The organism is Streptomyces sp. NBC_01428 (genome assembly GCF_036231965.1).
In the GTDB taxonomy this organism is placed as follows: domain Bacteria; phylum Actinomycetota; class Actinomycetes; order Streptomycetales; family Streptomycetaceae; genus Streptomyces.
In genome coordinates this window covers 6,874,673-6,892,094 of record NZ_CP109499.1, presented here as the reverse complement: position 1 = coordinate 6,892,094, position 17,422 = coordinate 6,874,673, and the positions used below count along the sequence as shown (strand labels likewise).

The following is a 17,422-nucleotide window of genomic DNA, read 5'->3' as shown; positions in this document are numbered from 1 at the left end:
GACGGCACCGTACAGGGGTGGCGTTCCCGGGCGCCGCGGACCCTCCCGGGGTGGCCGCGGGCCCGTCAGCCGCGACGGCGGCGCAGGGCGCGCGAGACGCTCAGGAAGAGCGCGACGAGCGCCCCCGCTCCGGCCGCCGCCGACGCCACCACGACGAAGGGGTCGGTCCGCTCGCTCCGCGCGTTCCTGCGCCCTCGCGGGCTCTCCTCCCCCGCCCGTCCGTCCCGCCCCGGTCCATCGCCGGCCACGTGCCCTCCGAGGCCGGTCCCGTCGGCTGTCCCGTCGGCCGTCCTGACGGACCCCGAGTTCCCGTTCCCGCGATCCGCGGAGGCCGGTGCGGCGTGACGGACGTCCGCGCGCCCCTCCGCGTGGGCCAGCGGGGCGCCACCGACAGCGGCCAGTAGCGCGGCGAGAACGGCGAGTCGTCGTACGGAGCGCATCGCGTTGCTCCCGCTGGGGTCGAGGGGGAAGGAGCGCCTACGGGGGCCGAGGTCGGCCATGTTGAGCATCAGGTGTTGTCGGGACTTGGTCAACACGCTTCAATGCGGGGGAACTTGGGGCGTGAACGGCGCAACCCGCGTGTGAACGGTCCCCGCGCGCCCACCAGGCGGCCCGACCATCGCACGAACGGCCTGGTCAGCCGCAGTGAACATTCACAGAAAGGCCCCTGCATGCGGCACGGCACACACCACGCGGACGCGGAGATCGGCACGGCGGAACTGGACACGGCCCTGCGCGGCGGCCCGTTCCATGTCGCGCTGCGTGCCGCGATCGCCGCCCGCGGACTGCCGCTGCAACGCGTCCAGCACCATCTGTCGCGCTACGGGGTCAAGGTCGGGGTGACGAGCCTGAGTTACTGGCAGCAGGGCGCCCGGCGGCCGCAGCGCCCCGAGTCCCTGCGGGCAGTCCGCGCCCTGGAGGAGATACTTCAGCTGCCCGACGAATCCCTGATACGCCTGCTCGCCAAGGCCGAGGAGCGCGCCGACCCGGAGCGTCCCACCGGCCGCTCCTACCGTTCCCTGGTGGAGGCTTCCGGCGTCCTGGAGGGTCTGCTCGCCGAACTGGAGTCGCCTCTCGACGGCGGCCTGCACACCATCGGCCATCACGAGCGGGTCCGCATCGGTGCCCGGCGCGAACTGCTCGGCCGCGAGTCGCAGCACATCGTGCGCGCCCACAAGGACGGCGTCGACCGCTATGTGGCCGTCCACCACGGCGACCCGGGATGCGACCCGGAGAGCACGGCGGTCCTCGCCCTGGAGAACTGCCGTACGGGCCGGGTGCGCCGGCACCACGACACGGGGATCCTCGTCGCCGAACTCCTCTTCGACATCCGGCTCCGAGCAGGCGATACGTTTCTCTTCCGCTACGGCTTCGAGGACGGGACAGCCGGGACGTCCAGCGAGTACGTCCGCGGGTTCGGCTTCGCCGGCGGACAGTACGCGCTCCAGGTGCACTTCGCCGAGGACGCGCTTCCCGTGCGCTGCCATCGCTTCACCCAGCACTCGGCTGCCGCGCCGCGCAGCGGCCGCCAGGAACTCGCGCTGAGCGGCCGTCATCACTCCGTGCACCTGGTCGAGCCCCGCGTGCGGTCGGGGATCGTGGGCATCGGGTGGGACTGGGAGTGACCGGCCGCCCATTCGGGGCGTGACCGTCTCGGGGCCTGGCCGTCCCGGGGCGTGACCGTCTCGGGCCTGTCTCCGCTCGGCCGGACCGGTGGACAGCCGGCACGGAACTCCCCCTCCGCCGCCGGGACCCCCGAGCCCGCCCGCGGGACCCCTCCGGGCCAGCCCCTGGTCCTCCGAGCGCGTACCCGGACCTCGCCCGGGCCGAGGACCGGTACTCAGGCCTCCGGACCGGCGACGATCTTGCCGTTCTTCGCCTCGACGGTCAGCGCCTTGAGCGGCTCGGTGGCCGGCGCCCTCAGCACCTTGCCCGTCCGTGCGTCGAACTCGCTTCCGTGGCACGGGCACACGAGTGTCGTGCCGTCCAGCTTGTTGATGGCGCACCCGGCGTGCGTGCAGATCGAACTGAACGCCGTGAGCGAACCGTCCTCGGCGCGGCTGACCACGACGTTCTGGTCCTGGTAGAGCTCGGCACCGCCCTTGGCGACCTCGCTCTCGGCACCCAGCACGACCGGGGCGGTCGGTGTCGCGGGGGCTCCCCCGCCGCCGCCTCCGGAGCACGCGGCGAGTCCGAGCCCGGCGACGGGGGTGAGCGCCGCTCCCCTCAGGACGGTGCGACGGCTCGCGGACGGACGCCCCGGCATGGCATCTCCCCTGGTCTGGTCGGTGATTCGGTGACTGTGCGGATGCTCCGCCCGGCGTGACACGGGGGCGCAGGGCGACGATACCGGCACAGATCGTTCCGCCCGACGCCGGGTGAGCGCGGCCAGCCGGCCCGCGTAAACGCTTACGCCCGCACCGAGCGAGCCCATGGATCCTTTACGTAAGCGTTTACGTGCGGTGCCGGATGGGATACCTTCGCGGGCGGACGGCTGGCTCCGCACGCCCGGACACCCTCGGGTCACGGGCGAAGCGGCGCCCCGTCGGCGCGGGGACGACGACGTCCCCGGAGCGAGCCACCAGGTCCCGGGGAGGGAGCGCCATGGCGACGATGGTCGACGTGGCCCGGCGTGCGGGCGTGTCCATCGCGACGGTGTCGCACGTCCTGAACGACACACGCCCTGTTCTGCCGCGGACGCGCCAGGCCGTCCTCGACGCGATCGACGAGCTGGGCTACACGCCCAACACCCTGGCCCGTTCGCTCGTCACCTCGCGCACCCGGTCCATCGGGCTCGCCGTCTCGGCGATCAGCAACCCGTACTTCACGGAGATCCTGCAGGGTGTCGAGGCCCGCGCTCTGGAGGGCGGATACACCCTGCTCATCGCCGATCCGCACGACGACCCGGAACACGAGCGGAAGATCGTCCAGTTGCTGCACGAGCGGCGCGTGGACGGCATGATCATCGCCCCCTCCGCGACCCCGGAGGCGTTGCTGCGCTATCTCGGGCAGCACGCCGTACCGACCGTGTTCCTGGACCGGACGGTGCGCTCCCCCGCCGGGAGCGGCTTCCGCCACGACCAGGTCGGCACCGAGAACACCGCACCCATGACGGCCCTCGTCAGTCATCTCGCGGGACGGGGACACCGGCACATCGGGCTCGTCGCCGGCCTCCCGGGGCTGAGCACCACGGCAGAGCGCGTCACGGGGTACAGGCTCGGCCTCGCCCACGCCGGGCTCCCCTACGACGAACGGCTCGTCGCGCACGGCGAGTCCCGGACGGACACGGCCGAGCACGCCACCCACCGGCTGCTGTCCCTCACGGCGCGGCCGACCGCCCTCGTCACCGCCAACAACGCCATGACGATCGGCGCGTTGCGGGCGCTGCGCGAACGAGGACTGTCCGTGCCGAAGGACCTGGCCCTGTGCTGTTTCGACGACTTCTCCTGGGCGGACCTGTTCAGCCCCGGGCTCACCGCGATCGCCCAGCCCAGCAAGGAGATCGGTGCCCGCGCCGTCGAACTGCTCCTGGAGCGACTGGCGGAGCCGGGCCGTGAGAGCCGCACCGTGCGGCTGCCCGCCACGTTCGTCCACCGCACCTCGTGCGGCTGTCCCGACAACTCCACGCTCCCCGAAAGCCATGAGGCCCCCAGGAAAGGAACCACGTCGTGATCGTCGTCGCCGGTGAGGCCCTGATCGATCTGGTGCCGCAGGGCGCGGGCGCCCTGGCGGGCCTGCTGCCGCGTCTCGGCGGCGGCCCCTACAACACGGCCGTGGCGCTGGGCCGCCTCGGCTCGCCCACCGCCTTCTGTTCCCGCGTCTCGCGCGACGCGTTCGGCGAGGCGCTCCTGGCAGGGCTGACCGGAGCGGGCGTCGACGTGTCGTCCGTGCAGCGCGGCGACGAGCCGACGACGCTGGCCGCCGCCACGATAGGACCGGACGGTTCGGCCGCCTATTCCTTCTACGTCGAGGGCACGGCGGACCGCTTGTTCTCGACTCCCGTCGCTCTCCCCGACGCCGCTCGGGCCGTGTCCTTCGGCACCTGCTCCCTCGTGCTGGAACCGGGCGCGAGCGCGTACGAGGAGCTGATGCGCAAGTCCGCCGCACAGGGGGTGTTCACCGCGCTCGACCCGAACATCCGCGCCGGCCTGATCCCGGATCCCGACGCCTACCGCGCCCGGTTCCTGAGCTGGCTCCCCTCGGTGTCCCTGCTGAAGCTGTCCGAGGAGGACGCCGCGTGGCTCGGCGGCACACCGCGGGAATGGCTGGCCGCGGGACCGGCGGCCGTGGTGGTCACCCGGGGTGGCGACGGGCTCACCGCCTTCACCCGGGACGGTTCGGTGCACTCCGTGCCCGGTGAGGCGGTGGAGGTCGTGGACACCATCGGCGCGGGTGACACCGTGAACGCGGCACTGCTGCACGGCCTGGCCGCCCGGGACGCCCTGTCCTCCGCGGCGACGGCGGAGCTGGGCCCGCAGGGCTGGACCGACCTGCTGCGCTTCGCGGCCCGTGCCGCGGCGATCACCTGCTCGCGGGCGGGTGCGGAACCGCCGTACGCCTCGGAGCTCGGCGCTGCCTGACACCGGGCGGCAGCCGTCCGGTCCGCGCGCGGGGCGGACCGCGGCCACAACGGCGCCGAAACCGGGGCCCGGCGTGACATGGCGGCGCCCCGCGGAGAGATCCGCGGGGCGCCGCCGTCGGTGAGTCGCCGTCCGCCCGGCCGGGCGTCCGCTCAGGCCTTGCGTGCCCGCGTGGTCTTCTTCGCGGGTGCCGCCTTCTTCGCCGCCGTCGACTGCGCGGCGGTCTTCTTGGCGGCGGCCTTGGTGGCCGCGCCGGTGACGGTCTTCGTGGCCGTCTTCTTGGCGGGCGCCTTGGCCGCGACCGCCCTCTTGGCGGCCGCCTTGCGGGGCGCCTTCACCGGAGCGGCGTCGCTGATCCGGTCGGCGCCGAGGACCTCGCGCAGGAACTTGCCGGTGTGGCTGGCCGGAACGCCGGCGACCTCCTCGGGAGTGCCCTCGGCGACCACCAGTCCACCGCCGTTGCCACCCTCGGGGCCCATGTCGACGACCCAGTCCGCCGTCTTGATGACGTCCAGGTTGTGCTCGATCACGATGACCGTGTTGCCCTTGTCGACCAGGCCGGACAGCACCGTGATGAGCTTGCTGATGTCCTCGAAGTGCAGACCGGTGGTCGGCTCGTCGAGCACGTACACGGTGCGGCCGGTGGAACGCTTCTGGAGCTCGCTGGCGAGCTTGACGCGCTGGGCCTCACCGCCGGACAGGGTCGGCGCGGACTGACCGAGCCGGACGTACCCGAGGCCGACGTCGTTCAGCGTCCTCAGGTGGCGGGCGATCGCCGGGACCGCCTCGAAGAAGGCGAGCCCTTCCTCGATCGGCATGTCGAGGACCTCGGAGATGGACTTGCCCTTGTAGTGGACCTCCAGGGTCTCCCGGTTGTAGCGCGCCCCGTGGCAGACCTCGCAGGGGACGTACACGTCCGGCAGGAAGTTCATCTCGATCTTGATAGTGCCGTCGCCCGAGCAGTTCTCGCAGCGGCCGCCCTTGACGTTGAAGGAGAAGCGGCCGGGCAGATAGCCCCGCACCTTCGCCTCGGTGGTCTCGGCGAACAGCCTGCGGACGTGGTCGAAGACTCCGGTGTACGTCGCCGGGTTCGAGCGCGGGGTGCGGCCGATCGGCGACTGGTCGACGTGCACGACCTTGTCGACGAGGTCGTCGCCCGCCACGCGCGTGTGGCGGCCCGGCACGTTCCTCGCGCCGTTCAGCTCGCGGGCCAGGTGCGTGTACAGGATGTCGTTGACCAGGGTCGACTTGCCGGAGCCGGACACGCCGGTGACGGCCGTGAGGACGCCCAGCGGGAACGACACGTCGATGTCCCGGAGGTTGTTCTCCCGGGCGCCGTGCACCGTGAGCCTGCGGCTCGGGTCGGTGGGGCGGCGCACGTCCGGGGTGGGGATCTCCCGCTTCCGCGACAGGTACTGCCCGGTGATCGACTCGGAGTTGGCGAGCAGTTCCTTCAAGGGACCGCTGTGGACGACCTTGCCGCCGTGTTCACCGGCGCCGGGGCCGATGTCGACGACCCAGTCGGCGACCTTGATGGTGTCCTCGTCGTGCTCGACGACGATGAGCGTGTTGCCCATGTCCCGGAGGCGGACGAGGGTCTCGATCAGCCGGTGGTTGTCGCGCTGGTGCAGGCCGATGGACGGCTCGTCGAGGACGTAGAGCACGCCGACGAGTCCGGAGCCGATCTGGGTGGCCAGCCGGATGCGCTGGGCCTCGCCGCCGGACAGGGTGCCGGCCGCTCGGTTCAGCGACAGGTAGTCGAGGCCGACGTCGACCAGGAAGCGCAGCCGTTCGTTGACCTCCTTCAGGACGCGCTCGGCGATCTTCTTGTCACGGGCGTTGAGCTTCATCCGGCCCAGGAAGTCCGCGCAGTCGCTGATCGACATGGCGGAGACCTCGGCGATGGACTTCTCCATGACCGTCACCGCGAGGACGAGCGGCTTCAGGCGCGTGCCGTGACAGGTGGGGCAGGGCACCTCGCGCATGTAGCCCTCGAAGCGCTCACGGCTGGCGTCGCTCTCGGACTCGCTGTGGCGCCGCTTGACGAAGGGGACGGCCCCTTCGAAGGGCGTGGTGTAGACCCGCTCGCGGCCGTACCGGTTGCGGTAGCGGACCTCGATCTGTGTCTTGTGGCCGTAGAGCAGGGCCTTCTTGGCGCGCTGCGGCAGGCCGGCGAAGGGGATGTCGGTGCGGAATCCCAGCGCGTCGGCGAGGGCCCCGATCAGCCGGCCGAAGTAGTCCTTGGTGTGCCCGTGCGACCATGCGTGGATGGCGCCCTCGTCGAGGGACTTCTCCTCGTCCGGGACGATCAGCTCGGGGTCGACCTCCATGCGTGTGCCGATGCCGCTGCAGTCCGGGCACGCGCCGAAGGGCGAGTTGAAGGAGAAGGAGCGGGGCTCCAGCTCCTCGAAGGACAGGTCGTCGTACGGGCAGTACAGGTGCTCCGAGTACATGCGCTCGCGCTCGGGGTCGTCCTCGGGGAGGTCGACGAAGTCGAGCACGACCATGCCGCCGGCCAGGCCGAGCGCGGTCTCCACGGAGTCGGTGAGCCGGCGCTTGGCGGAGTCCTTCACCGTGAGGCGGTCGATGACCACCTCGATGGTGTGCTTCTCCTGCTTCTTCAGCGTGGGCGGCTCGGTCAGCTGGATGGTCTCGCCGTCGACCCGGGCACGGCTGTATCCCTTGGTCTGGAGGTCGGCGAAGAGGTCGACGAACTCGCCCTTGCGCTCGCGGACCAGCGGCGACAGCACCTGGAAACGGCTGCCCTCGGGCAGCTCCAGCACCTTGTCGACGATGGCCTGCGGGGACTGCCGGGAGATGGGGCGGCCGCACTCGGGGCAGTGCGGCTTCCCGATGCGGGCGAAGAGAAGCCGCAGGTAGTCGTAGACCTCGGTGATGGTGCCGACCGTCGAGCGCGGGTTGCGCGAGGTCGACTTCTGGTCGATGGAGACCGCCGGGGAGAGGCCTTCGATGAAGTCCACGTCCGGCTTGTCCATCTGGCCGAGGAACTGCCGTGCGTACGAGGAGAGGGACTCCACGTAGCGCCGCTGGCCCTCGGCGAAGATCGTGTCGAAGGCGAGGGAGGACTTGCCCGACCCCGACAGGCCCGTGAAGACGATGAGCGAGTCGCGCGGGAGGTCGAGCGAGACATTCTTCAGGTTGTGCTCGCGCGCTCCACGGACGATGAGACGGTCGGCCACGCCGGTCCGCACCTTTCTTGAGAGTGGTGACAGGGGCCGCGGGCCCCCGTCTTTCCCAGACTAGGGCGAGCCACTGACAGCGCCGGTTGCTTTCGTTGGTTCACAACAATCCCGGACCGTCCAGCATGCCCGACGCCGTTCACGAGCGTATAGCACGTGCATTCGATTTACGGGGGCGGCCGACCACCTTCACCCGAACGTGTGCCGGAGCTAGGGTCGGCCCCATGATTGATCATGTGCGCGACCTGGCATCTGTACGTGCCGCGACGGATCGGCTGCTCACCGCAGCCGCCGGACTGGACAACGCCTCTGTGACGGAACCGTCACGGCTTCCCGGCTGGAGCCGTGGGCACGTGCTCGCCCACGTCGCCCGCAACGCCGACGCCCTCGTGAACGTCCTGGAGGGCCGGCCCATGTACGCCTCCGCGACCGCCCGCGACGCCGACATCGAGCGGGACGCCCCGCGACCCCTCGACGCACAGTTCGCCGACGTCCGCGAGAGCGCGGCCCGCTTCCAGGACGTGGGGGCCACGCCGGCCGACTGGTCGCGCACGGTGGAACTGCGCAACGGCGTCACCGACACCGCGGCCCGGGTGCCGTTCCGGCGATGGGTCGAGGCCGAGCTGCACCACGTGGACCTCGGGACCGGGTACGAGCTGGAGGACCTGCCGGAGGAGTTCACGGACCGCGAGATCGACTTCCTCGTGGAGCGGTTCGCCGGCCACCCGGACGTGCCCTCGACGGAACTGGCCTCCGAGACCGGCCGCACGTGGACCACCGGCGGAGGCGCCACGGGCGGCCCCGTCGCGGTCCGGGGCACGGCGGCCGACCTGCTCGGCTGGCTCTGCGGGCGCCGCGACGGCTCGGCGCTGACCGTCGACGGCGGGCCGCTGCCGGCCCTGCCCCCGCTATAGGCTGGCCGCCATGACGTACAGCGGAGCGGTGAAGGTCGGCGGCCCTGCCGACGTGCACGAGCTGCAGAACCTGATGATCTCCAAGGTCGCGGTCGGCCCGATGAACAACAACGCCTATCTGCTGCGCTGCCGGGCCACCGACGAACAGCTCCTGATCGACGCGGCGAGCGACGCCCCGACCCTGCTCACCCTGATCGGCGACGACGGCATCGCCTCGGTCGTGACCACCCATCAGCACGGCGACCACTGGCAGGCGCTCGCGGACGTCGTGGCCGCCACGCGCGCGCGGACGTACGCCGGCCGGGAGGACGCCGACGGCATCCCCGTCCCGACCGACGTCCTCCTGGAGGACGGCGACACCGTCCGCGTGGGGAACGTGCGCCTCACCGCGCGCCACTTGGTGGGCCACACGCCGGGCTCGGTCGCCCTCGTCTACGACGACCCGCACGGTCACCCCCATGTCTTCACGGGCGACTGCCTCTTCCCCGGCGGGGTGGGCAACACCCGCAAGGACCCGGAGGCGTTCGCGAGTCTCCTGCACGACGTCGAGACGAGGATCTTCGACGTGCTGCCGGACGAGACCTGGGTCTACCCGGGACACGGCAACGACACCACGCTGGGCGCCGAGCGCCCCCACCTGCCGGAGTGGCGCGCGCGGGGCTGGTGAACCCGGGCTCGTTCCCCGCCCCCGCCGCGGTGCGGGGGCGGACACGCCCTACGTGTTCACGGGATTGCAACACCCGTTCCCACCATGCGGACATTTACCGCCGTGACCTCGACAGACGGCACGGTTCGCTGTCACTCTCCCGCCATGCATCTCGCTCAACGCGCCCTGGCCCGCGCCGCGTCCGCCGGCACCGTCGTCCTGCTCGCCCTCGCCGTGGGCTGCGCCCCGCAGCCTGAGGAGAAGGCGTCCGGCAAGGCCTCCGGAAGCGGTGCCGAGGCCTGCGCCAAGGGCTCGTCGGGCACGCGGACCGCCGGCAAGCTCACCGTCGCGACCGACGAACCCGCGTACGAACCGTGGTTCGAGGACGACAAGCCCGCGAACGGCAAGGGCTTCGAGTCGGCGGTCGCCTATGCCGTGGCGAAGCAGCTCGGTTACGCGCGCGGCGACGTCGTCTGGCAGAGCGTGCCCTTCAACAAGGCGTTCGCGCCCGGCCGCAAGACCTTCGACTTCGACATCAACCAGGTGTCCATCAGCGACGAGCGCAAGAAGGCCGTGGACTTCTCGTCCGGCTACTACGACGTGCGCCAGGCCGTCATCGCGCTGAAGGGCTCCAAGGCGGCGAAGGCGACAGGGCTCGCCGGCCTCAAGGGCCTCAAGCTCGGCGCGCAGGTCGGCACCACGAGCCTCGACTACATCGACGACGTGGTGAAGCCCACCAGGTCTCCCGCGGCGTACGCGAAGAACGACCAGGCCAAGTCCGCGCTGAAGAACGGCCAGGTCGACGCCATCGTCACCGACCTGCCGACCGCCTTCTACATCACCGCCGCCGAGGTGACGGACGCGAAGATCGTCGGGCAGTTCGAGAACCAGGGCGGGACGCCCGAGCAGTTCGGGCTCGTCCTCGACAAGGGCAGCGCGCTGACCTCGTGCGTGACGAAGGCCGTGGACGCCCTCCGTGAGAACGGCACGCTCGCGAGGATCGAGAAGCAGTGGCTGTCCGAGGCCGTCGACGCCCCGGTGCTCAAGTGACAGCAGTGAAGGAGGAGTCGGGAGGGGACGCCGCCGAGGGCGACATGCCCGGCGGCGCCGACCCGTACGTTCCCTCGCCGCGGCGGATCGAGCGCGAGCGGCACCGGCGCGCCCGGGCCCGCCGTTCGGCCGCCGTCGCCGCGCTGTCCACGCTGGTCGTCGCCGTGGTGCTGTACCTCGTCGTCGTCGGCGCACCGGGCTGGCCGCGCACCAAGGAGACGTTCTTCGACGCGTCCTTCGCGCGGGAGGCCTTCCCGAAGATCCTGGAAGGCCTGTGGCTGAACCTCCGGCTGTTCGTCGTGTGCGGCGCGCTGGTGCTGGTGCTGGGCACCCTCATAGCCGTGGCACGCACCCTGCGAGGCCCGATGTACTGGCCGGTGCGCGCCCTCGCCACCGCCTACACCGACTTCTTCCGCGGCCTGCCGCTGATCATCTGCCTGTCGATCGTCGTGTTCGGTGTCCCCGCCCTGCAGTTGCAGGGGGTCACCGACGACCCGGTCCTGCTCGGCGGTGCGGGCCTGGTGCTGACGTACGCCGCGTACGTCGCCGAGGTCGTCCGTGCGGGCATCGAGTCCGTGCACCCCTCGCAACGGGCCGCCGCACGCTCGCTGGGCCTGACGAACCGGCAGACCCTGCGCCATGTCGTGCTGCCGCAGGCCGTACGCCGCCAGGTCCCGCCGCTCCTCAACGACATGGTGTCCCTGCAGAAGGACACCAGCCTCGTCTCCATCGGCGGCGCGGTCGAGGCGATGCGCTCGGCGGACATCATCGTGGGCCGGAGCCTCAACTACACGGCGTACATCGTCGCCGCGCTCCTCTTCGTGGCCCTGACCATCCCCATGACGCGCTTCACCGACTGGGTCACCGCGCGCATGGACCGGCGCCGCGGCCAGGGAGGCACCGTATGAGCACGGCATCCGCCCCCGGCGGCCCGATGCTGCGCATGGAGTCCGTGCGCAAGACGTTCGGCGGCACGGTCGTCCTGCGGGACGTCGATCTGGAGGTCGCCCCGCACACCGTGACCACGCTCATCGGCGCCTCCGGGTCCGGCAAGTCCACCCTGCTGCGCTGCGCCAACCTCCTGGAGGAGGTCGACGACGGGGCGATCTGGCTGGACGGCGAGGAGATCACCGACCCGCGCGCCGACCAGGACGCGGTGCGGCGGCGGATCGGCGTGGTCTTCCAGGCGTACAACCTCTTTCCGCACATGACCGTCCTGGAGAACGTCACCCTCGCCCCGCGCCGGGTGCACGGCACGGGGCGCGCGGAGGCGGAGGCACACGCGCGTGAGCTGCTCGAACGGCTCGGGCTCGGCGCCAAGGCGGGCGAGTACCCGGACCGGCTGAGCGGCGGTCAGCAGCAACGGGCGGCGATCGTCCGCGCGTTGGCCGTACGCCCGAGGCTGCTGCTCCTCGACGAGATCACCGCCGCTCTCGACCCCGAACTCGTCGGCGAGGTCCTGGGCGTCGTCCGGGACCTCAAGGAGGACGGCATGACCATGGTCCTCGCCACGCACGAGATGGGCTTCGCGCGGGAGGTCGCGGACCAGGTGTGCTTCCTGGACGGCGGGGTGATCCTGGAACGCGGCACGCCCGAGGAGGTCTTCGGCGACCCCCGTGAGGAGCGCACCCGGCGTTTCCTCAAGAGGATCGTGGACGCCGGGCGGCTGTGAGGCTCAGGTGGCGGCCAGCCCGGCACCGGCCAGTGCCGCCACCCGCTCCACGGCGAACGCGTACCCCTGCACGCCGCAGCCCGCGATGACCCCGTCGGCCCGCAGCGAGACGTACGAGTGGTGCCGGAACTCCTCGCGCTGGTGGATGTTGGAGATGTGGACCTCGACCACGGGCAGCCCGTCGCAGGTGTTGAGCGCGTCCAGGAGGGCGACGGAGGTGTGCGAGTAGGCGGCCGGGTTGATCACGATCCCCGCGTGGTGCAGACGGGCCTCGTGGATCCAGTCCACCAGCTCGCCCTCGTGGTTGGACTGCCGGAAGTCGATCGTGCCCCCGTGCGCCGACGCCGCCTTGGCGCACAGCGCCTCCACGTCCGCGAGCGTGTCACGGCCGTAGATCTCCGGCTGGCGCTGCCCGAGCAGGTTCAGGTTGGGCCCGTTGAGGATCATGATCGGGGCGTTGGCGAGGGTGCGGGGCACGGTTCCTCCGGTCCTTCGGGTCGGCCGGCCCGTCGAGGACCGCTGCTCGCACCCGGTTTATCACGATGCACCCGACGGGTGACCGCTCGTATCCTCGCGCCATGTTCAGGCCCGTGTACCCGCCCAAGCCCGTGCCCGGCGACCGCATCGCCGTGCTCTCCCCGTCCAGCGGCCTGCCGGGGCTGCTCCCCTTGCCGTACGAACTGGGCCTGGAGCGACTGCGCGGGACGTTCGGGCTGGAACCCGTCGAGTATCCGACGACCCGGACGATGGGCTCCTCGGCGCGGGAACGGGCCGACGACCTCCACGCGGCGTTCGCCGACCCGACGGTCAAGGCGGTCGTCGCGTCCATCGGGGGCGACGACCAGATCACCGTGCTGCCGCTGCTGGACCGGGAGTTGATCCGGGCGAACCCCAAGCCGTTCTTCGGCTTCAGCGACAACACCAACGTCCTCGCCTTCCTGTGGAACGCCGGAATCGTCGGGTACCACGGGGCCACGGTGATGTGCGAGTTCGGCCGACCCGGCGCCATGGACCCGCTGACCGCCGAGTCCGTGCGGGCCGCCCTGTTCACCTCCGGGCCCTACGAGCTGGGGCCCGCGGAGCGGTTCCGGGAGGTCGACCTGCCCTGGGACGACCCGGAGACCTTCGCCCGCGAGCCGCGCACGGAGCCGGGCGCGGGCTGGACGTGGGTGCGCCCGGACCGGGTGGTCGAGGGCCGCTCCTGGGGCGGCAACCTGGAGATCCTGTCGTGGCTGCTGATGGCCGACCGCGAGATCCCCCACGACCTCTCCGTGTACGACGGTCATGTGCTGTTCCTGGAGACTTCGGAGGACATGCCCCGCGCCGACGACGTGTACTGGATCCTGCGCGGTATGGGCGAACGAGGCCTGCTGGGGCGCTTCCCGGCCCTGCTCATGGGCCGGCCGAAGGCCTGGTCGTTCGACCGGCCGCTCGCCCCCGCGGACCGGGCCCGCTACGTCCGCGACCAGCGGGAAGCGGTCCGCCGCGCGGTCGACCGCTACGCCCCGGACATGATGGTCGTGTTCGACGTGGACCTCGGACACACCGATCCGCAGCTCGTCATCCCGTACGGCGGGACGGTCCGCGTCGACGGTCCCGCCCGGCGCATCACGGTCACCTACTGACCCGCGCCGCACTCCCGCACGCCCCCGTAACCCGCCGTCACTGTGGGTAGTTGAGGCGGCATGCACGACGTACGCTCCGTAAGGGCTCCCTCCATGCTGCGGCTCGCGGCCGCCTCGCTCGCCGGGACCGCCGTCGAGTTCTACGACTTCTTCGTCTACGGGACCGCCGCCGCGCTGGTGCTCGGGCCGCTGTTCTTCCCGACGTTCTCGCCCCTGGCGGGGACGTTGGCGGCCTTCGGGACGTTCGCCGTCGGGTTCGTCTCCCGGCCCCTGGGCTCCATGCTCTTCGGGCACATCGGGGACCGGCGCGGGCGGCGGCCCGTGCTGGTCGCCTCCCTGCTGCTGACCGGCGCGGCGACCGTCGCGGTCGGTTGCGTCCCGGCGTACGACCGGATCGGGGTGGCGGCCCCGGTTCTGCTGCTGGTGCTGCGGTTCCTCCAGGGACTCGGGCTCGGCGGGGAGTGGGGCGGGGCCGTGCTGCTGACGGCCGAACACGCACCGGCGGAGCGGCGCGGACTGTGGTCGAGCTTCCCGCAGATCGGTCCGTCGGTCGGGTTCCTGCTCGCCAACGGGGTGATGCTGCTGCTGTCCGCGACGCTCTCCGACGCGCAGTTCGCGGCCTGGGGCTGGCGGGTGCCGTTCTGGGCCGCCGGGGTCCTCGCCCTCGCCGGGCTGTGGCTGCGTTCCTCGCTCACGGAGAGCCCGCGGTTCCTGGAGGTGGGGGACCACGCGCGCGTGCCGCTCGTCGAGGTGGTGCGCGACCACTGGCGGCTCGTCCTGCTCACGGCCGGCGGTCTCGCGGTCGGGTACGCCGTGTTCTACACCGTGACGACCTGGGCACTCGCGTACGGCGTCGACCGGCTCGGGGTGAGCCGGACGGTCATGCTCACGTGTGTCATGGCCGCCGTGGTGGTGCAGGGATCGCTGACGCCCCTGGTGGCCCTGCTGGGCGACCGCTACGGTCGGCGGCCGCTGTGCCTGGCGGGCTGCGCGGGCGCCGCTGTGTGGATGTTCCCGATGATCGGGCTGCTGTCGACGGGCGAGCCCCTGCTGATGTTCATCGGATTCCTGGTGGCGCTCCTGGCGTTCGTCGCGGTGTTCGCGGTGATCGCCGCGTACCTCCCGGAGCTGTACGAGCCCCGGGTGCGCTGCACGGGCGCGGCCGTCGGCTACAACCTGGGGGGCGTCCTCGGGGGCGCGCTCACTCCGGTCGTGGCGACGGCGGTGGCGAGCGGGGAGCGCGTTCCGTGGGGGGTGGCCGGCTATCTGACGGCGGTCGCGCTGCTGAGCCTCGGCTGTTTCGCCCTCCTGCCGGAGACCCGGCCGGTGCCCCGTCTGCGCGTCGTACGCGCGGCCGAGTGAAGGCCGGTCAGGGGCATCAGGGGTTGATGGCGAGTTCCAGATAGGCGGCGAAGATCACGAGATGGACGCCGCCCTGGAGTGGGGTGGCCCGTCCAGGGACGACGGTCAGGGAACTCACCACCACCGTCAGCGTCAGCAGCACCATCTCGGTGGGGCCGAGCCCGAGGACGAGCGGTCCCGAGAGCCAGACGGACGCGAGGGCGACGGCCGGGATGGTCAGGCCGATGCTGGCCATGGCCGAGCCGAGGGCGAGGTTGAGGCTCGTCTGCACCCGGTCCCGGCGGGCGGCCCGCAGGGCGGCGATCGTCTCGGGGAGCAGCACGAGCAGCGCGATGATCACACCGACCACGGAGTGCGGCATGCCGGCCGCCTCGACCCCGGACTCGATGGTCGGCGACACGCCCTTGGCGAGGCCGACCACGCCGACGAGGGCGAGGCCGAGGAGCCCCAGGCTGATGCGGGTCATACGGGCGGTGGGGGCGTCGGCATGGTCGTCCGCGTCGATGACCTGGCCCTGCCGGGTGATCGGCAGGAAGTAGTCGCGGTGCCGGACGGTCTGGGTGGCCACGAACAGGCCGTACAGGACCAGGGAGGCGACCGCGGCGAAGGTGAGTTGTGCCGTGGAGAACTCGGGCCCGTGCTTGCTGGTGGTGAAGGTCGGGAAGACCAGGCTGAGCGTGGCCAGCGTGGCGACGGTCGCGAGGGCGGCTCCAGTGCCCTCCGCGTTGAACACGGCCAGTCCGTGACGGAGTGAGGCGACGAGCAGGCACACGCCGACGATGCCGTTGCACGTGATCATCACGGCGGCGAACACCGTGTCGCGGGCCAGTGTCGAGCTCTTGTCCCCGCCGTCCGCCATCAGGGTCACGATCAGGGCGACTTCGATGATCGTGACCGCGACGGCGAGGACGAGGGATCCGAAGGGTTCCCCCACCCGGTGCGCGACCACCTCTGCGTGGTGCACCGCGGCGAGCACGGCGCCGGCGAGGACCAGCGTCACCAGCGCCACGACCGCGGCGGGCAGGTCGCGGCCCCATGTGAGGGCCAGCAACACCACCGCGGCGACGGGCACCACGGCGGTCCACTGCGTGAGAAGTGACCGGAGCCGAACGATCATGCCGCGATCGTCCCAGTCGGAAGCGTGCCCCGCACTCCGGCGACATGCCGCTCGGGCCCGGTCCGGCGGGCCCCGCCGCCCGGGCCGGACACCTCCGGGAAGGAGGTGCTCGGTATCCGGGTGGCGGACGCCGGGGACGATGGACGGCAGTTCACGGTGTACCGCTCCCGATCTGGTGGTTCCTGCGGTCGGTCGGTCGGCCGGGTCAGACGTCGATGCTGTCCTTCTCCGTCTGCTCGGCCTCCTCGCGCGCCTGCTTCTTGGTCGCGATCAGGCTGGTGATCGTGGTGACCACGAGGACGGCGCAGATCACGCCGAGGGAGACCGGGATGGAGATCTCGGGGACATGGACGCCGGACTCGTGCAGCGCGTGCAGGACCAGCTTGATGCCGATGAATCCGAGGATGACCGACAGGCCGTAGCTCAGGTGGACCAGCTTCTTGAGCAGGCCGCCGATGAGGAAGTACAGCTGCCGCAGACCCATCAGCGCGAACGCGTTGGCCGTGAAGACGATGTACGGGTCCTGGGTCAGGCCGAAGATCGCGGGGATCGAGTCGAGCGCGAAGAGGACGTCGGTGGTGCCGATCGCCAGCATGACGACCAGCATCGGCGTCATGACACGCTTGCCGTTCTCCCGGATCCACAGCTTGGTGCCGTGGTAGCGGTCGGCGACACCGAAGCGGCGCTCGGCCGCCTTGAGCAGCTTGTTCTCCTCGAACTCCTCGTCCTCCTCGTCCGCCCTCGCCTCCTGGATCAGCTTCCAGGCGGTGTAGATGAGGAAGGCACCGAAGATGTAGAAGACCCACGCGAAGTTGGCGATGATCGCGGCGCCCGCGGCGATGAAGATCGTGCGCAGGACCAGGGCTATGAGGACACCGACGAGGAGCACCCGCTGCTGGTACTTCGAGGGCACGGCGAACTTGGCCATGATCAGGACGAAGACGAAGAGGTTGTCGACGCTCAGCGACTTCTCGGTGATGAAGCCGGCGAAGAACTCTCCGGCGGGCTGGCCTCCGGAGAAAAGGAGCAGGCCGAGTCCGAACAGCCCGGCGAGGGCGATCCAGACGACCGTCCAGATACCGGCTTCCTTGATCGATACGTCGTGCGGCTTTCGACCGATGAAGAAGTCGACCGCGATGAGTGCGGCAAGCCCGACGATGGTCAGGACCCACAGGGTCAGGGAAACATTCACTGCGCCTCCGGCAGTACGTAACGGCAGATTTCAGCGTCGTCGCTACCGGAGGTCTCTTCCACCC

16 protein-coding genes are annotated in these 17,422 nt (G+C 71.2%); 10 read left to right on the top strand and 6 right to left on the bottom strand.

Features of this window, described 5'->3' with window-relative positions; genetic code table 11:
* Positions 1-65 precede the first annotated feature (65 nt).
* Entirely contained in the window at positions 66-536 is a 471-nt protein-coding gene (locus OG406_RS29810; RefSeq protein WP_326843435.1) for a hypothetical protein, read from the bottom strand.
* Between the two features lie 135 nt (positions 537-671).
* On the opposite strand from OG406_RS29810, the gene OG406_RS29805 reads away from it, so the two are divergent.
* Entirely contained in the window at positions 672-1,625 is a 954-nt protein-coding gene (locus OG406_RS29805; RefSeq protein ID WP_329188723.1) for a hypothetical protein, read from the top strand.
* 215 nt (positions 1,626-1,840) lie between these two features.
* On the opposite strand, the gene OG406_RS29800 is transcribed toward OG406_RS29805, so the two are convergent.
* Positions 1,841-2,266, bottom strand: coding sequence for a Rieske (2Fe-2S) protein (locus tag OG406_RS29800; protein WP_329188721.1), 426 nt, complete (start codon positions 2,264-2,266; stop codon positions 1,841-1,843).
* A 338-nt stretch (positions 2,267-2,604) separates the two neighbouring features.
* Here OG406_RS29800 and OG406_RS29795 point away from each other — a divergent pair, with 338 nt between their 5' ends.
* Positions 2,605-3,672 (top strand): LacI family DNA-binding transcriptional regulator, encoded by a 1,068-nt coding sequence (locus OG406_RS29795; protein ID WP_266849217.1) that lies wholly within the window; start codon positions 2,605-2,607, stop codon positions 3,670-3,672.
* On the top strand, positions 3,669-4,580 hold the full coding sequence (locus OG406_RS29790) for a carbohydrate kinase family protein (RefSeq protein ID WP_326843432.1): 912 nt from the start codon (positions 3,669-3,671) through the stop codon (positions 4,578-4,580). Before OG406_RS29795 ends, OG406_RS29790 begins: the two co-directional genes overlap by 4 nt.
* A 152-nt stretch (positions 4,581-4,732) precedes the next feature.
* On the opposite strand, the gene uvrA is transcribed toward OG406_RS29790, so the two are convergent.
* On the bottom strand, positions 4,733-7,780 hold the full coding sequence (uvrA, locus tag OG406_RS29785) for an excinuclease ABC subunit UvrA (protein ID WP_266612744.1): 3,048 nt from the start codon (positions 7,778-7,780) through the stop codon (positions 4,733-4,735).
* A 224-nt stretch (positions 7,781-8,004) separates the two neighbouring features.
* Between uvrA and OG406_RS29780 the strand changes: the two genes are divergently transcribed.
* The 5 genes from OG406_RS29780 (at position 8,005) to OG406_RS29760 (ending at position 12,062) form a co-directional block, all read left to right on the top strand.
* A complete protein-coding gene (locus OG406_RS29780) occupies positions 8,005-8,694 on the top strand; it encodes a maleylpyruvate isomerase family mycothiol-dependent enzyme (RefSeq protein WP_329188717.1) in 690 nt (229 codons plus the stop codon).
* Between the two features lie 10 nt (positions 8,695-8,704).
* Positions 8,705-9,361: an MBL fold metallo-hydrolase gene (locus tag OG406_RS29775; RefSeq protein ID WP_164375481.1), complete on the top strand. Its 657-nt coding sequence runs from the start codon at positions 8,705-8,707 to the stop codon at positions 9,359-9,361.
* A 144-nt stretch (positions 9,362-9,505) separates the two neighbouring features.
* A complete protein-coding gene (locus OG406_RS29770; protein ID WP_164375480.1) occupies positions 9,506-10,390 on the top strand; it encodes an ABC transporter substrate-binding protein in 885 nt (294 codons plus the stop codon).
* Complete coding sequence (locus OG406_RS29765) at positions 10,387-11,298, top strand: amino acid ABC transporter permease (protein WP_329188713.1); 912 nt, start codon at positions 10,387-10,389, stop codon at positions 11,296-11,298. Before OG406_RS29770 ends, OG406_RS29765 begins: the two co-directional genes overlap by 4 nt.
* The gene (locus OG406_RS29760) at positions 11,295-12,062 is read left to right on the top strand and encodes an amino acid ABC transporter ATP-binding protein (RefSeq protein ID WP_275411120.1); all 768 of its coding nucleotides are present in this window, start codon (positions 11,295-11,297) and stop codon (positions 12,060-12,062) included. Before OG406_RS29765 ends, OG406_RS29760 begins: the two co-directional genes overlap by 4 nt.
* Positions 12,063-12,065: 3 nt before the next feature.
* Here OG406_RS29760 and aroQ read toward each other — a convergent pair whose 3' ends face one another.
* Positions 12,066-12,539: a type II 3-dehydroquinate dehydratase gene (aroQ, locus tag OG406_RS29755; RefSeq protein WP_266612751.1), complete on the bottom strand. Its 474-nt coding sequence runs from the start codon at positions 12,537-12,539 to the stop codon at positions 12,066-12,068.
* 101 nt (positions 12,540-12,640) lie between these two features.
* On the opposite strand from aroQ, the gene OG406_RS29750 reads away from it, so the two are divergent.
* Together OG406_RS29750 and OG406_RS29745 are read left to right on the top strand one after the other, a co-directional pair.
* A complete protein-coding gene (locus OG406_RS29750) occupies positions 12,641-13,687 on the top strand; it encodes a S66 family peptidase (protein ID WP_329188707.1) in 1,047 nt (348 codons plus the stop codon).
* Between the two features lie 60 nt (positions 13,688-13,747).
* Positions 13,748-15,049, top strand: coding sequence for an MFS transporter (locus OG406_RS29745; protein WP_329188705.1), 1,302 nt, complete (start codon positions 13,748-13,750; stop codon positions 15,047-15,049).
* A 16-nt stretch (positions 15,050-15,065) separates the two neighbouring features.
* Here OG406_RS29745 and OG406_RS29740 read toward each other — a convergent pair whose 3' ends face one another.
* Positions 15,066-16,166 (bottom strand): calcium:proton antiporter, encoded by a 1,101-nt coding sequence (locus tag OG406_RS29740; protein ID WP_164375475.1) that lies wholly within the window; start codon positions 16,164-16,166, stop codon positions 15,066-15,068.
* A 205-nt stretch (positions 16,167-16,371) separates the two neighbouring features.
* Positions 16,372-17,358, bottom strand: a complete 987-nt coding sequence (locus tag OG406_RS29735) for a TerC/Alx family metal homeostasis membrane protein (protein ID WP_326843426.1) — start codon at positions 17,356-17,358, stop codon at positions 16,372-16,374.
* Between the last annotated feature and the right edge of the window lie 64 nt (positions 17,359-17,422).